This is a genomic window from Streptomyces sp. NPDC050416 (assembly GCF_044458845.1).
Taxonomy (GTDB): Bacteria; Actinomycetota; Actinomycetes; order Streptomycetales; family Streptomycetaceae; genus Streptomyces.
This window is the reverse complement of sequence record NZ_JBITII010000003.1, coordinates 261,126-274,349: the sequence shown is the minus strand read 5'-3', so window position 1 is coordinate 274,349 and position 13,224 is coordinate 261,126. Positions and strand designations below refer to the sequence as shown.

Here is a 13,224-nt window from a genome sequence, read left to right as displayed (position 1 = left end):
TCTCGCTCTTTCAGAGGGGGAGGATGTCAACCCATGGCGGAAATCATCCAGAAGGACGGCACATGGGCCTTCGACGGCGACGCCCTGCGGCTGACCCCCGGGCGGGACAGGAACGTCAGTCTGCTGCGCAGGGAGCTGGGTGAACTGGTGGTCCCGCTCGGGGCGTTGGCCGGGATCTCCTTCGAGCAGGGCAAGAAGGCGGGGCGGCTCAGGCTCCGACTGCGCGACGGCGCCGACCCGCTGCTGCACGCGACGGGCGGCCGGCTCACCGAGCCCCACGACCCGTACCAGCTGATCGTCGAATCCGACCGCTACGGCGTCGCCGAGTACCTGACGGACGAGGTCCGCAACGCGCTGCTCCTGGACCAGGTGCCGAGCGAACCGGTCGACGCCTACCTGCTGCCGGGCCCGTCCGTCCCCCTGTCGGTCTCCGCCGGGGACGGCACCGCCGCCTTCGACGGCGAGCGCATACGCCTGGAGTGGAACTGGAAGGCGGAGGACGCCAAGGCCGCCGCCGGTGCCCGCACTCTCGCGCTCACCGACATCACGGGCGTGGAATGGCAGCCGGCGGCGGGTCTGGAGAACGGCTACCTCCGCTTCACCGTGCGGCACGCCCCCACCAAGGCTCCGCCCAAGTACGACCCCAACGCCGTGGAGCTGTGGGGCTTCAAGAAGGACCCGCTGATGGCGCTGGTCGCGGCGGCGGTCCAGGCCAGGCTTCCGCACCCGGCCCGGGCCGCCACCGACGTCCCGGACGCGCGACCGGAGCTGCCTTCTCCCCCGGTCGCGTCCGCCGAGGACGATCACGACGCCCTGCTGCGCCGCCTGCGCGAGCTCGGTGACCTGCACCGCACGGGCGTCCTGACGGACGACGAGTTCGCACTGGCCAAGCAGGCGATCCTCAAGCGGATGTAGCGCCCCGGGACACCCCGGACCGCTGCCTACGGGCGCTACTTCGCCCGGCGCGCCACCGTGAAGTGGTCCACCCGGTCACCGGTCTCGGCGATGCCGCGCACCGTCAGCGTGGCCAGGCGTCCCTTCGGCGCGGGGGCGACGTCCACGCGCAGGAAGGAGTAGTCGAGGTAACGCACCCGTGACCAGGTGACGGTCTCGTTCTGCTTGCCGCCCTTGACGTTGACGAACGAGGACACGGAGTCCACGTCGTGCTCGTTGCCCTCGTACGACAGCGGGGCGCTGAACGCGTAGAGGCTGCGGCCCGCCGCGCCGGCCGTCACGTACACCACGCCGTCGGTCTCCGGATAGGCCGTGCCGCCGATCGGGAGCTTCCTGGTGACCCTGCCGTCCTTGATGACGTCGGTGCGCTCGTACTGGTGGTTGTGGCCGTTGACGACCAGGTCCACGGTGTACTTCTCGAACAGCGGCACCCACTCCTGCCGGACCCCGCCCTCGGAGGCGTGGGAGGTGGAGGTGCAGTAGGCGCAGTGGTGGAAGAACACGACGATGAAGTCGATGTCGGGCGCGGCCCGGTACTTCTTCAGCTGGGCTTCGAGCCACTTGGTCTGGGTGCCGCCCGAGATGCCGAGGTTGGCCGGGATCTCGAAGGAGATGTCGTTGGCGTCGAGCGAGATGACGGCCGTGTTGCCGTAGGCGAAGGAGTAGACGCCCGGGAGGTTCTTCTTGTCGGGGCCGTTGTCCGGGAGCGTCCAGCGGGCCTCCTCGCCGCCGTAGCCGTTGGGCGAGTACCAGGCCTCCATGTCGTGGTTGCCGTAGGCGGGCATCCACGGGACGGACTTGGCGACGGACTCGGTCTGGGCGAGGAACTGGTCCCACACGCGCGAGTCGAAGCCGGTGTCGTCGGTCCGGCCCTGGCCGGTCGGGTCGCCGTACGCGATGTCGCCGGCGTGCAGGTGGAAGGCCGGGTTCTGGCCGAGGAGGAGGCTGTTGTTGGCGAGCGCGTGGTAGCTGACGCCCTCGTCGCCGAAGGCCGTGAAGGTGAACGGCTTCTTGTGCGCGGGGGCGGTGGTGAAGGTGCCGAGGGTGCCCAGCAGGTGGGGTTCGGCCGGGTCGAAGCCCTGGTGGCCGACGCCGTAGTAGTACGTCCGGCCCGGGCGCAGGTGGGTCAGCTTGGCGTGGACGTAGTACTGGGTGTGGTTGCCGCTCGCGCCGACACCGGCCGGTGTGAAGAGGGTGCGGACCTCGGCGTCGATCTTCCGGGAGAGGTCAGTGGGGTGGGCGCCGATCCGGATGAACGGTTTCTTGACGGCGACCGGGACCTGCCAGGAGACGGTCATCTCGGTGCGCGGGTCGGTGCCGTAGGCGAGGTGGCGGCCGAAGGGGGCCACCCGGGCGCCGTCGACGGTGTCGGTGCCGGCCCGCCCGCTCGGAACGGCGGCCTGGGCGGTGGCGCCCGGTACGAACGCGCCACCGGTGACGGCGCCGAGCGTGACGGCACCGCCTCTGATCACCGGGAGAACCTGGCGCGCAGGTACTCGTGCTGCTCGGCCATGCTCATGCGCTTGGCGAGCCGCTCGGGTACGCCCATACGAGGAGTGTCCATGGCGTCCAAAAATCGACGCCTCGGGCAACGGGACACCGGCCGCCCGGTGGACGCTTCACGAACAGGCGCTCATGACAGGTTCAACGTTCCCCCAAGGGATTCCCGCAGCCTTCTGCCCGGAAACGGGCAGAAATCTTGCGTAAGCGCCGCCGGTGCTTCAGGATCTACCGGGTGCACGACGAACTCGTTGATCATCTGACGCGGTCCACGCCCCTCAACCGGGGTGAGGCGCTGCGCGTGATCCAGGACGTGCTCGCCTACTTCGACGAGACGACCGAGGAGTACGTCCGTCGCCGCCACCGCGAGCTCCAGGCCCAGGGCCTGGTGAACGCGGCGATCTTCGAGCGGATCGAGGCGGATCTCAAATACCGCGCGGTGGCACCGCCGGAGCTCTCGCTCCGGCAGCTGCGGCGCATCGTCTACGGCTAGGACTACGTATACATGTGCGGAATCGTCGGTTACATCGGGAAGCGTGACGTCGCTCCCCTCCTCCTGGAAGGCCTCCAGCGCCTGGAGTACCGCGGGTACGACTCCGCGGGCGTCGTCATCACGTCCCCGAAGGCCTCCGGCCTGAAGATGGTCAAGGCCAAGGGCCGCGTCCGCGATCTGGAGGCCAAGGTCCCGGCCCGCTTCAAGGGCACGACCGGCATCGCCCACACCCGCTGGGCCACCCACGGCGCCCCCTCCGACGTCAACGCCCACCCGCACCTCGACGCCGAGGGCAAGGTCGCCGTCGTCCACAACGGCATCATCGACAACGCCGCCGACCTGCGCCGCAAGCTGGAGGCGGACGGCGTCGAGTTCCTCTCCGAGACCGACACCGAGGTCCTCACCCACCTCATCGCCCGCTCGCAGGCGACGAAGCTGGAGGACAAGGTCCGCGAGACGCTCCGGCTCATCGAGGGCACGTACGGCATCGCCGTGCTGCACGCCGACTTCCCCGACCGGATCGTCGTCGCCCGCAACGGCTCCCCGGTCGTCCTCGGCATCGGCGAGAAGGAGATGTTCGTCGCCTCCGACATCGCCGCGCTGGTCGCCCACACCCGCCAGATCGTCACCCTCGACGACGGCGAGATGGCCACCCTGAAGGCCGACGACTTCCGCACGTACACGACGGAGGGCACCCGCACCACCGCGGAGCCCACCACCGTGGAGTGGGAGGCGGCCTCCTACGACATGGGCGGCCACGACACGTACATGCACAAGGAGATCCACGAGCAGGCCGAGGCCGTGGACCGCGTGCTGCGCGGCCGCATCGACGACCGCTTCTCCACCGTGCACCTGGGCGGCCTGAACCTCGACGCCCGTGAGGCGCGCCGGATCCGCCGCGTGAAGATCCTCGGCTGCGGCACCTCGTACCACGCGGGCATGATCGGCGCCCAGATGATCGAGGAGCTGGCGCGCATCCCCGCCGACGCCGAGCCGGCCTCGGAGTTCCGCTACCGCAACGCGGTCGTCGACCCCGACACCCTCTACGTCGCCGTCTCCCAGTCCGGCGAGACCTACGACGTCCTCGCCGCCGTGCAGGAGCTCAAGCGCAAGGGCGCGCGGGTCCTGGGCGTGGTGAACGTGGTCGGCTCCGCGATCGCCCGCGAGGCCGACGGCGGCATCTACGTCCACGCGGGCCCGGAGGTCTGCGTCGTCTCCACGAAGTGCTTCACGAACACCACGGTCGCCTTCGCGCTCCTCGCCCTCCACCTGGGTCGCACCCGCGACCTGTCGGTCCGCGACGGCAAGCGGATCATCGAGGGCCTGCGCAAGCTGCCCGCCCAGATCGCCGAGATCATGGAGCACGAGGAGGACGTCAAGAAGCTGGCCCTCCAGTTCGCCGAGGCCCGCTCGATGCTCTTCATCGGCCGGGTGCGGGGCTACCCGGTGGCCCGCGAGGCCTCCCTGAAGCTCAAGGAGGTCTCCTACATCCACGCCGAGGCCTACCCCGCCTCCGAGCTCAAGCACGGCCCGCTGGCCCTGATCGAGCCCGCGCTCCCCACGGTCGCAATCGTCCCCGACGACGACCTCCTGGAGAAGAACCGCGCCGCCCTGGAGGAGATCAAGGCCCGCAGCGGCAAGATCCTCGCGGTGGCCCACCAGCACCAGGAGAAGGCCGACGAAACCATCATCGTCCCGAAGAACGAGGACGAACTCGACCCCATCCTGCTCGGCATCCCCCTCCAACTCCTCGCCTACCACACGGCCCTGACCCTGGGCCGCGACATCGACAAGCCAAGGAACCTGGCCAAGTCAGTAACGGTTGAGTAGCTAGCCCAGGGGCGCGGGGAACTGCGCGAACAACCCCCACACACCCGCACAGGCCAAACAAAGAGGACGGACCCCCAAGCGCCGCCACCAGGCACAGGGGGTCCGTTTTCAACACCGGGAGGCCGCCCAACCCCCCGGCCTGCGCAGCTAACCGGTGGCCGTCACTCCCCGGCCCGCAGCGCGTCGCGGAACCGCCGTGGGCCAGTGCGCGAGCGCCGCAGTCGCCGCGTACCAGGCAACAGCCCCCGCGGCGACGGCGAACCAGCCCCCGGCCTTCGCGAGCCCGTCGTTCTCCGCGAACGCCGCGACCGCGAGAAGCAGCAGCGACACGCAGAACAGGCCGTACACGCCCCGCCCGAGCTGATCCCCGCCCGCCAGCGTGAGAGACAGCACCACCAGGGCGAACAACAGCAGGAACAACCCTGCCTCGTTGCCGGCGGCGGCGTCGGACACGGCCCAGGTGAACCACAGCGCCCCGAGTACCGAGAACGCCGTACCACCGGCGGCGTCACCCTCGCGCAGGGCCACCATTCCGGCGACGAAGAGGGCGACTCCGCCCACGTATTGGGCGAGGGACGTGGCGTCGGCGGCGGACACCCCGTCCATCACGGCGGTGTTGCCGAGTCCGAAGGCCAACAGGGTGATTCCGAGGGCGAGTCGACCGGCCACGGTCGTGATTCCGCTTCCCGCGGAGACGTCTTTGTCCACGGCGGGCTCCCTTCGTGCATGTGCAGTTGTGCGGTGTCCCGTATATGCCCTTCACAAGGGCACAAACACCTCTACGCACGAGTAGATTTACGCACTGCACAGGGGCGGCAAGGGAGTTGGCGCTCAGGGACTGCTCAGGGAATGACGATGACGGGCCGCTTCGCCCGCTTGGCGAGCCGCCCGGCGACGGAGCCGAAGATCCGCCCGACGATGCCATGGGTCGACCCGACGACGATCGCGTCGGCCTCGTACTCCCGGCCGACCTCTTCGAGTTCGTGGCAGATGTCGCCGCCGCGCTCGACCAGGATCCAGGGCACCTCGGCGAGGTAGTCCGCACAGGCCAGCTCAAGACCGAGCACCTCGGTCCGGTGGTCCGGCACGTCCACGAACACGGGCGGCTCACAGCCGGCCCACACCGTGGTCGGCAGCCGGTTGGCGACGTGGACGATGATCAGGCCCGACCCGGAGCGATGGGCCATGCCGATCGCGTACGCCAGGGCGCGCTCACTGGACGTGGAGCCGTCGAAGCCGACGACGACCCCGTGCTTGAAGGCGGGATCGCAGGAGTGGCGTGGCTCTTCCGCCGCCAGAGGCTCGGCCGCCGTGGGATCGGCGACGGGCCGCTTGCGGTCCGCGGGTTCGAAGAATTCGTGACCGGCCATGGCTGTCTCGGCGTTGTGATCCTTTATGGGTGGGCCCGCGAGCGGAGCTCGCTGACAGATCCAGCAGTGTGCGGCGGCGCTGTGTCCGGGAATGGTCTTCCCAACCCCATACCCCCAAGGGTACGGCGGCACGCCTCCTTAGCCCAGATCCCGCCCGCCGTGCGTGCGGGTTCCAGGGAGCATGCACGAGGCGGCGCCCGTAACGCAATGGTTGCTGCGCTGTACAGGCGGTTTGCGCAGGCGGTTTGCGCAGGATTCACTTACCCGTGGGGGTGATCGGGTCACACAGTGACCTGCTCACGGGCCGCGCGTTGAACCCCGTGAGTCACGCCACAGGGAGCACGCATGCCCGGACCCCGCCCCGCCTCCGAGGCGGACCGCGCGGCCCCGCCGCCGCGGGACACCGCGACGGACGTGGTTCGCTGGGCGGCCTTCAGCTGCCTGCTCGTCCCCCTCGTGCTCCTCGGGTACGGCACCTCCCTGGCCGGCGCCGCCGGCACGGCCCTCGGGCTCGCGGCCGTCACGGGCGCGTGCCGGGTGCTGCTGCGGCAGTCCGAGCGCGGCGCGGCCCGGCTGGCGGCGGAGGACCGGGCGCCCCACCGGGGCCGGCACCACCGCACTGGAACGGGGTCGCATCGCGGCGGGCGGCACACTGGCGGGGATACACCGGTCGGCTGACCGGTTTCCGCGCACACGCACGCTGCTTTTCAGCCAACTTCTCGCACCCGCGCATCACCCTGCCTGACCACCCCCCAACCCCCGTTCGACCTGCACGGAAAGGGCCTCCGGGGTGCTGCGCACCCTACGCGGATTGGCCACCGCGACAAGGCGCACTTCCCTGCACGCCCCACGAGTGCAACGCTTCGTGATCGAATGCTTCACGCCAAGTTGCCAAGTCGACAATGTGCCGAGTGCCGAACCGGCCACTGCGGCGCGACGGGACACAGTAGATTCGATCTTGACTGTCTACGGCGGGGGACTCGTGCAGGACCGAGGGGAAACGTGCAGGAGCGACACAACCGAGGAGCCGCGACCACCGAGGGGGGCTTAGCAGTATGAGCCACGACTCCACTGCCGCGCCGGAAGCCGCGGCCCGGAAGCTTTCCGGGCGACGTCGCAAGGAGATCGTCGCGGTGCTGCTGTTCAGCGGCGGCCCCATCTTCGAGAGTTCCATACCTTTGTCGGTGTTCGGGATCGACCGCCAGGACGCCGGCGTGCCGCGCTACCGACTGCTGGTGTGCGGCGGCGAGGACGGCCCACTGCGGACCACAGGGGGCCTGGAACTCACCGCACCACATGGCCTGGAAGCGATCTCACGCGCGGGCACGGTCGTCGTACCGGCCTGGCGTTCGATCACTTCTCCGCCACCGGACGAAGCGCTCGACGCGCTGCGCCGCGCACACGAGGAGGGCGCCCGCATCGTCGGGCTGTGCACCGGCGCCTTCGTTCTCGCGGCGGCGGGCCTGCTGGACGGCCGGCCCGCGACGACACACTGGATGTACGCGCCGACGCTGGCCAAGCGCTATCCGTCGGTGCACGTCGATCCGCGGGAGCTGTTCGTCGACGACGGCGACGTGCTGACGTCGGCAGGCACCGCCGCGGGCATCGACCTGTGCCTGCACATCGTGCGCACGGACCACGGCAGCGAGGCGGCAGGGGCCCTGGCCCGGCGCCTCGTCGTGCCCCCGCGCCGGAGCGGCGGCCAGGAGCGCTATCTCGACAGGTCTTTACCAGAGGAGATCGGCGCCGACCCGCTCGCCGAGGTCGTCGCCTGGGCGCTGGAGCACCTCCACGAACAGTTCGACGTGGAGACGCTGGCGGCACGCGCGTACATGAGCCGTCGTACGTTCGACCGCCGCTTCCGCTCGCTGACCGGGAGTGCCCCGCTGCAGTGGCTGATCACACAGCGGGTGCTCCAGGCGCAGCGCCTGCTGGAGACGTCGGACTACTCGGTGGACGAGGTGGCGGGGCGCTGCGGCTTCCGGTCGCCGGTCGCCCTGCGCGGGCACTTCCGGCGCCAGCTGGGCTCGTCGCCGGCCGCGTACCGGGCGGCCTACCGCGCCCGGCGCCCGCAGGGCGAGCGGCCGCAGGACACCGAGGCCGCCCCGGGCGGTACGGGGCCCGGCATGTCCGGGCACCCGGGGCATTCCGGCCAGCCGCCCGCTCCGCTGCATCCGGAGCACCCGGTCCCGCTGCAGTCTCGCCGTACGGCGGCGGCGAGCGCGGTCGGATCGTCCCCGGCCCTGTCCGCGTCGGCGTCGGCCGGGTCGGACAACGGGCGGGAGTCGTACGTGCCGAGCCGGGCGAGTCTGCCGGGGCAGCGCAGCGCGACGTGATGTGACGTGAGCCGGTGACCGGGCCCGCGGGGAGGTGACCCTCCGCGCGGGCCCGGTGCCGTTTAGGGGGCGGATGCGCCCTCGGCCGCGAGGCGGATGCGCCCGGCGGCCACAAGGTCACCGCACGGCCGGTCCGGCCCGCGGCGGCTCACCGTAAGGTTAGACACATGAACGATCGCATGGTGTGGATCGACTGCGAGATGACCGGCCTCTCGCTGTCGGACGACGCGCTCATCGAGGTGGCCGCCCTCGTCACGGACTCCGAGCTCAACGTGCTCGGCGAGGGCGTGGACATCGTCATCCGGCCGCCGGACCGCGCGCTGGAGACGATGCCGGAGGTGGTGCGTCAGATGCACACCTCGTCCGGGCTGCTCGCCGAGCTGCCGGACGGCACGACGCTGAAGGACGCCGAGGAACAGGTCCTGACGTACGTCAGGGAGCACGTCAAGGAGCCGGGCAAGGCCCCGCTGTGCGGCAACTCCGTCGGCACGGACCGCGGCTTCCTGCTGCGTGACATGCCGACGCTGGAGGACTACCTGCACTACCGGATCGTCGACGTGTCGTCGATCAAGGAGCTGGCCCGCCGCTGGTACCCGCGGGCGTACTTCAACAGCCCGCAGAAGAACGGCAACCACCGGGCGCTCGCGGACATCCGCGAGTCCATCGCGGAGCTGCGCTACTACCGCGAGGCCGTCTTCGTCCCGCAGCCCGGGCCCGACTCGGACACGGCGAAGAAGATCGCCGCGAAGCACGTGCTGCCTGCGCAGTAGCCGTGCCGGGGGCCCGTGGAGGGGCGCCGCGAAAGCCGGGCGCGAGCACCCCTTCGGACCCTGTACACTTTTTCTCGGCCGGTCGGGGAAATCACTGACCTCCAAGCCGGTCATGGTGGGTGTAGCTCAGCTGGTAGAGCACCTGGTTGTGGTCCAGGATGCCGCGGGTTCGAGTCCCGTCACTCACCCTGAGTAATCAGCCGGTGGCTTCGCGTAGAAGCCACCGGCTGATTCTTTTTTGCGCGCCGGTCCCGGGCCGGGCAGTGGCCGGGGTTACGGTCGGCGGCATGGACGGTGAGCGCCGAGGGTGGCGTGCGTGTGTGCTCAGCGGCGCGGTGTTCGCCGTGTGCATGGCCGGCACCACGCTGCCGACTCCTCTCTACCTCCTCTACCAGGGCAAGTTCGGGTTCTCCGAGCTGACGGTGACCGTGGTGTACGCCGTCTACGCCTTCGGGGTCATCGGGGTTCTGCTGCTGGCCGGCAACGCCTCGGACGCCGTGGGCAGGCGCCCGGTGCTGCTGTACGGCCTCGGCCTCGCGGCGGCGAGCGCCGTCTGTTTCCTGTGCGCGACCGGGCTGGGCTGGCTGTACGCGGGCCGGCTGCTGTCGGGACTCTCGGCCGGTCTGTTGACGGGGGCCGCCACGGCGTACGTCATGGAGCTGGCGCCGGAAGGCGGCGCCTCCCGGGCCACGTTCGTGGCGACGGCCGCCAACATGGGCGGACTGGGCTGCGGGCCGCTGCTGTCCGGGCTGCTCGCGCAGTACGCCGACTGGCCGCTGTACCTGCCGTTCGTCACGCACCTGGTGCTACTGGCCGGGTCGGCCGTCGTCCTGCTGCGGCTCGCGGAGACCGTACGGGAACGGAAACCGCTGCGCACCGTACGGCCGCAGCGCCCCGCGCTGCCGCCGCAGGTCCGGGCGGTGTTCGTCCCCGCGGCGATCGCCTCGTTCGCGGGGTTCGCCCTCTTCGGGGTGTTCACCTCGGTCAGCCCGGAATTCCTCGCCGAGTCCCTGCACGTGGACAACCACGCCGTGAGCGGGCTGGTCGTCGCGCTGGCCTTCTTCGCGTCGACCGCCGGGCAACTTGCGGTCGGCGGCGTCGGGGTGCGGCGCTCCCTCCCACTGGGCTGCGCCGGACTCCTCGCCGGGCTGGCCCTGCTCGCGGGCGCGCTGCGGTGGGACCTGATGTCCCTGGTGGTCCCGAGCGCACTCGTCGGCGGCGCCGGGCAGGGCCTGGCGTTCCGCGGCGCGCTGTCCGAGGTCGCCGGGGCATCCCCCGAACACCGGCGGGCGGCGGTGATCTCGACGCTGTTCGTCGTCGCCTACGCGGGCATCTCGGTCCCGGTGATCGGCGCCGGCCTCCTGACGAGCCCGCTCGGCCTGGAGGGCGCGGGCCTGGTGTTCATCGCGTGCATGGCGGTGCTGGTGTCTGCGGCAGCCGTGTACCTGGTCCGGCGGCCGGCGGTGGCGAGGGTCTGACGGTCCCTCTGTGCGATCGTGACGGCCATGGGTGAGCTGGTGGAGCGGGTCGACGAGCAGGACCGGGTGATCGGGATGGCCGATCGGGACGAGGCGATCCGGCACGGCTGGCCGCACCGGGTCGCGACCACGGTCTGCCGGGATCCGCAGGGGCGCGTGCTGGTGTACCGGAGGCCGGAGCACGTGTCCCGGTTCCCCGGCCACTACGACTGGCTGATCGGCGGGGGCGTCGAGGTCGGGGAGGCGTACGAGGAGGCCGCGGCCCGGGAACTGGCCGAGGAGCTGGGGGTCCGGGTAGGGGTGCGGTTCGTGTTCAAGTTCCTGTGCCGAGGGGCCATCAGCCCGTACTGGCTGGGCGTGCACGAGGCGGTCGTCGCCGAGCCCCTCGCTCCCGACCCTGCCGAGATCGCCTGGCACGGCTGGGTCGGGGAGCAGGAGCTTCAGGAGGCGTTCCGGCGGTGGACGTTCGTGCCCGACGGGATGCAGGTCATGCGGCGTTGCCCGGGCCTCAGCGCACCGAGCGCCGCCACGCCGCCCTCAGCTCCGCCACACGCGTGAACCGTTCGGCCGGGTCCGGGCGCGTGGCCCGCTCCAGGAGCGCCAGTTGGGCCGCCGTGCCACGCCAGGTGGGCTTCTCGCCCGGCGTGTTCAGCAGGAGGAGGACGGCGCGGCCCAGGGCGTGCACGGTGGTGCGGGTGTCGATCGTCGCGCCGCGTCGCCATTCCTCCGGGGCCATGAAGCGCCGTGAGCCCGGCAGGCGGTCCTCCTGGAGCACGAACGGGCCCGGGCGGTGCTCGTCCAGGTCGACCAGGTGGAGTGCGCCGGCGTCGAAGTCGTAGAGGAACGCGCCGTCGTAGAGGTCGACGGCGACAAATCCGGCTGCCTCCACCGCCAGGTGGGCGTCCAGGAGGTGGTCGACGGCGTGCAGGACCCGGGGGACGGGGAGGGCTTGGAAGCGGGCCAGGGGGCCGGTGTGCCGTAGCGGCGCGGGCGAGTACAGGGACTCGCCGTGACGCCAGGGCATCACCACCGCCGTGTGCCCGTCGCCCGTTGCGAACCGGTGCAGCTGGGGGACGATGACGGGGTGCCGTACCGCCCGGTGGAATGCCCGGGCGCGGTTCAGCGAGTGCTGGGCGGCGTCGGTCGTCGCCTCCTTCACGAACCAGCGTTCCCCGTCGGCGAGCCGGACCCCGTACGACACACAGCCCGAGTCCTGGTCGCGGAAGGCCCGGAAGACCTCGCCCACCCTGCGCAGGTACGGCTCGGTGCGCGCGACCTCGGTGATGTCGAGGAGAGGATGCGGCGTCACGACGACAACCGGGGCACCAGTTCCGTCGCCAGGACCACCTGTCGTCGGTCCATGCCCCGGGACGCCAGCGGGCGGCGGTCGGCGACCTCGGTGAGGAGGAGGTCGATCATCCGGCGGCCCATCTCCTCGATGGGCTGGCGGACGCTGGTGAGGGGCGGGTCCATGTGGCGGGCGATGGCGGAGTCGTCGTAGCCGACGAGCGCCACGTCGTCGGGGATGCGGCGCCCCGCGTCGCGCAGCGCCTGGCGGGCGCCGGCCGCGGTGACGTCGGATGCGGCGAAGACCGCGTCCAGGTCGGGGCGGCGCTCCAGCAGGGCCGCCATGGCACGGCTGCCGCCCTCCTCGGAGAAGTCACCCGGCTCGATCAGCGCCTCGTCGGCCTCGTGGCCCGCGTCGCTCAGCGCGTCGCGGTAGCCGTCGATGCGGCGCTGGGCGCCGTAGACGTCGAGGCGGCCGGTGATGTGGGCCACCCGGCGGCGGCCGCGGGACAGCAGGTGCTCGACGGCCTGGCGGGCGCCGCCGTAGTTGTCCGAGTCGACCGACGCCAGGGTCTCCCCCGCCGATCGCGGGCCGCTGATGACGGCCGGGATGTCCAGCTGGGACAGCAGGTCGGGCAGCGGATCGTCCGCGTGGACCGAGACCAGCAGGACGCCGTCCACCCGGTGCGCGGCCAGGTACTGGGCGAGGCGGCGGCGCTCCTTGTCGCTGCCCGCGAAGATCAGCAGGAGCTGCATCTCCGTGTCGGACAGTTCCGCCCCGACGCCCTTCAGCATGTCCGAGAAGTACGGCTCCGCGAAGAACCGGGTCTCCGGCTCGGGCACGACCAGGGCGATCGCGTCCGTGCGGTTGGCGGCCAGGGCGCGGGCGGCGGTGTTCGGGACGTAGCCGAGCTCGGCGACCGCCGCCTCGACGGCCGCGCGGGTCGCGTCGCTGACCCGGGGCGAGCCGTTGATCACCCGGGACACCGTGCCGCGGCCGACACCGGCGCGCGCCGCCACCTCTTCGAGGGTGGGCCGGCCACCGCTTCGGCCCCGCGCTCCGTGGCTTGCCATGGGCTCCGCCTTCCCGTCCACACCCGCACTCTGCGGCTGGCCTGGAATTTAACAGGCTTGTCAGTTGGAGTGACCGCTACCGGGGCCCGTCGCCCCCGGGCTTCCGCTTAGGACACGCCCCAGGCCCGCGGG

The 13,224-nt window shown here is 71.3% G+C and carries 12 protein-coding genes, 1 tRNA gene and 1 pseudogene; 9 read left to right on the top strand and 5 right to left on the bottom strand.

Annotated elements, in window-relative coordinates:
• Positions 1 to 33 precede the first annotated feature (33 nt).
• A complete protein-coding gene (locus ACIBL4_RS10865) occupies positions 34 to 915 on the top strand; it encodes a DUF4429 domain-containing protein (RefSeq protein WP_399408539.1) in 882 nt (293 codons plus the stop codon).
• A gap of 35 nt (positions 916 to 950) precedes the next feature.
• On the opposite strand, the pseudogene ACIBL4_RS10860 reads toward ACIBL4_RS10865, so the two are convergent.
• Positions 951 to 2,518 (bottom strand): annotated as a pseudogene (locus tag ACIBL4_RS10860) (purple acid phosphatase family protein).
• A gap of 171 nt (positions 2,519 to 2,689) precedes the next feature.
• On the opposite strand from ACIBL4_RS10860, the gene ACIBL4_RS10855 reads away from it, so the two are divergent.
• Both ACIBL4_RS10855 and glmS read left to right on the top strand, forming a co-directional pair.
• The gene (locus tag ACIBL4_RS10855; protein ID WP_037673904.1) at positions 2,690 to 2,947 is read left to right on the top strand and encodes a hypothetical protein; all 258 of its coding nucleotides are present in this window, start codon (positions 2,690 to 2,692) and stop codon (positions 2,945 to 2,947) included.
• Between the two features lie 12 nt (positions 2,948 to 2,959).
• Positions 2,960 to 4,777: a glutamine--fructose-6-phosphate transaminase (isomerizing) gene (gene glmS, locus ACIBL4_RS10850; RefSeq protein WP_399408537.1), complete on the top strand. Its 1,818-nt coding sequence runs from the start codon at positions 2,960 to 2,962 to the stop codon at positions 4,775 to 4,777.
• Between the two features lie 147 nt (positions 4,778 to 4,924).
• On the opposite strand, the gene ACIBL4_RS10845 is transcribed toward glmS, so the two are convergent.
• Positions 4,925 to 5,485 carry a GPR1/FUN34/YaaH family transporter gene (locus ACIBL4_RS10845; RefSeq protein ID WP_399408535.1) on the bottom strand — a complete coding sequence of 187 codons (561 nt, stop codon included), beginning with the start codon at positions 5,483 to 5,485 and terminating at the stop codon, positions 4,925 to 4,927.
• Positions 5,486 to 5,619: 134 nt separating this feature from the next.
• Complete coding sequence (locus ACIBL4_RS10840) at positions 5,620 to 6,147, bottom strand: universal stress protein (RefSeq protein ID WP_020123262.1); 528 nt, start codon at positions 6,145 to 6,147, stop codon at positions 5,620 to 5,622.
• 345 nt (positions 6,148 to 6,492) lie between these two features.
• On the opposite strand from ACIBL4_RS10840, the gene ACIBL4_RS10835 reads away from it, so the two are divergent.
• From ACIBL4_RS10835 to ACIBL4_RS10810, 6 genes are all read left to right on the top strand, one after another.
• Positions 6,493 to 6,825, top strand: a complete 333-nt coding sequence (locus ACIBL4_RS10835) for a hypothetical protein (RefSeq protein ID WP_399408532.1) — start codon at positions 6,493 to 6,495, stop codon at positions 6,823 to 6,825.
• A gap of 377 nt (positions 6,826 to 7,202) precedes the next feature.
• The gene (locus tag ACIBL4_RS10830; protein WP_399408530.1) at positions 7,203 to 8,483 is read left to right on the top strand and encodes a helix-turn-helix domain-containing protein; all 1,281 of its coding nucleotides are present in this window, start codon (positions 7,203 to 7,205) and stop codon (positions 8,481 to 8,483) included.
• A gap of 167 nt (positions 8,484 to 8,650) precedes the next feature.
• Positions 8,651 to 9,253 carry an oligoribonuclease gene (gene orn, locus ACIBL4_RS10825; RefSeq protein ID WP_037673934.1) on the top strand — a complete coding sequence of 201 codons (603 nt, stop codon included), beginning with the start codon at positions 8,651 to 8,653 and terminating at the stop codon, positions 9,251 to 9,253.
• Positions 9,254 to 9,368: 115 nt separating this feature from the next.
• A tRNA-His gene (locus tag ACIBL4_RS10820) sits at positions 9,369 to 9,441 on the top strand.
• A gap of 99 nt (positions 9,442 to 9,540) precedes the next feature.
• Positions 9,541 to 10,731: an MFS transporter gene (locus ACIBL4_RS10815; RefSeq protein ID WP_399408528.1), complete on the top strand. Its 1,191-nt coding sequence runs from the start codon at positions 9,541 to 9,543 to the stop codon at positions 10,729 to 10,731.
• Positions 10,732 to 10,758: 27 nt separating this feature from the next.
• The gene (locus tag ACIBL4_RS10810) at positions 10,759 to 11,289 is read left to right on the top strand and encodes an NUDIX domain-containing protein (protein ID WP_399408526.1); all 531 of its coding nucleotides are present in this window, start codon (positions 10,759 to 10,761) and stop codon (positions 11,287 to 11,289) included.
• On the opposite strand, the gene ACIBL4_RS10805 is transcribed toward ACIBL4_RS10810, so the two are convergent.
• Positions 11,240 to 12,040: a serine/threonine protein kinase gene (locus ACIBL4_RS10805; protein ID WP_399408524.1), complete on the bottom strand. Its 801-nt coding sequence runs from the start codon at positions 12,038 to 12,040 to the stop codon at positions 11,240 to 11,242. The genes ACIBL4_RS10810 and ACIBL4_RS10805 overlap by 50 nt on opposite strands.
• Positions 12,037 to 13,092, bottom strand: coding sequence for a LacI family DNA-binding transcriptional regulator (locus ACIBL4_RS10800; RefSeq protein WP_399408522.1), 1,056 nt, complete (start codon positions 13,090 to 13,092; stop codon positions 12,037 to 12,039). Before ACIBL4_RS10800 ends, ACIBL4_RS10805 begins: the two co-directional genes overlap by 4 nt.
• Between the last annotated feature and the right edge of the window lie 132 nt (positions 13,093 to 13,224).

Excerpts from the sequence above, each read along its gene's own strand:
- ACIBL4_RS10810 (WP_399408526.1), top strand. The coding sequence starts at position 10,759 with ATGGGTGAGCTGGTGGAGCGGGTCGACGAGCAGGACCGGGTGATCGGG.
- ACIBL4_RS10835 (WP_399408532.1), top strand. The coding sequence starts at position 6,493 with ATGCCCGGACCCCGCCCCGCCTCCGAGGCGGACCGCGCGGCCCCGCCG.
- ACIBL4_RS10830 (WP_399408530.1), top strand. The coding sequence starts at position 7,203 with ATGAGCCACGACTCCACTGCCGCGCCGGAAGCCGCGGCCCGGAAGCTT.
- glmS (WP_399408537.1), top strand. The coding sequence starts at position 2,960 with ATGTGCGGAATCGTCGGTTACATCGGGAAGCGTGACGTCGCTCCCCTC.
- ACIBL4_RS10840 (WP_020123262.1), bottom strand. The coding sequence starts at position 6,147 with ATGGCCGGTCACGAATTCTTCGAACCCGCGGACCGCAAGCGGCCCGTC.
- ACIBL4_RS10800 (WP_399408522.1), bottom strand. The coding sequence starts at position 13,092 with ATGGCAAGCCACGGAGCGCGGGGCCGAAGCGGTGGCCGGCCCACCCTC.
- orn (WP_037673934.1), top strand. The coding sequence starts at position 8,651 with ATGAACGATCGCATGGTGTGGATCGACTGCGAGATGACCGGCCTCTCG.
- ACIBL4_RS10815 (WP_399408528.1), top strand. The coding sequence starts at position 9,541 with ATGGACGGTGAGCGCCGAGGGTGGCGTGCGTGTGTGCTCAGCGGCGCG.
- ACIBL4_RS10865 (WP_399408539.1), top strand. The coding sequence starts at position 34 with ATGGCGGAAATCATCCAGAAGGACGGCACATGGGCCTTCGACGGCGAC.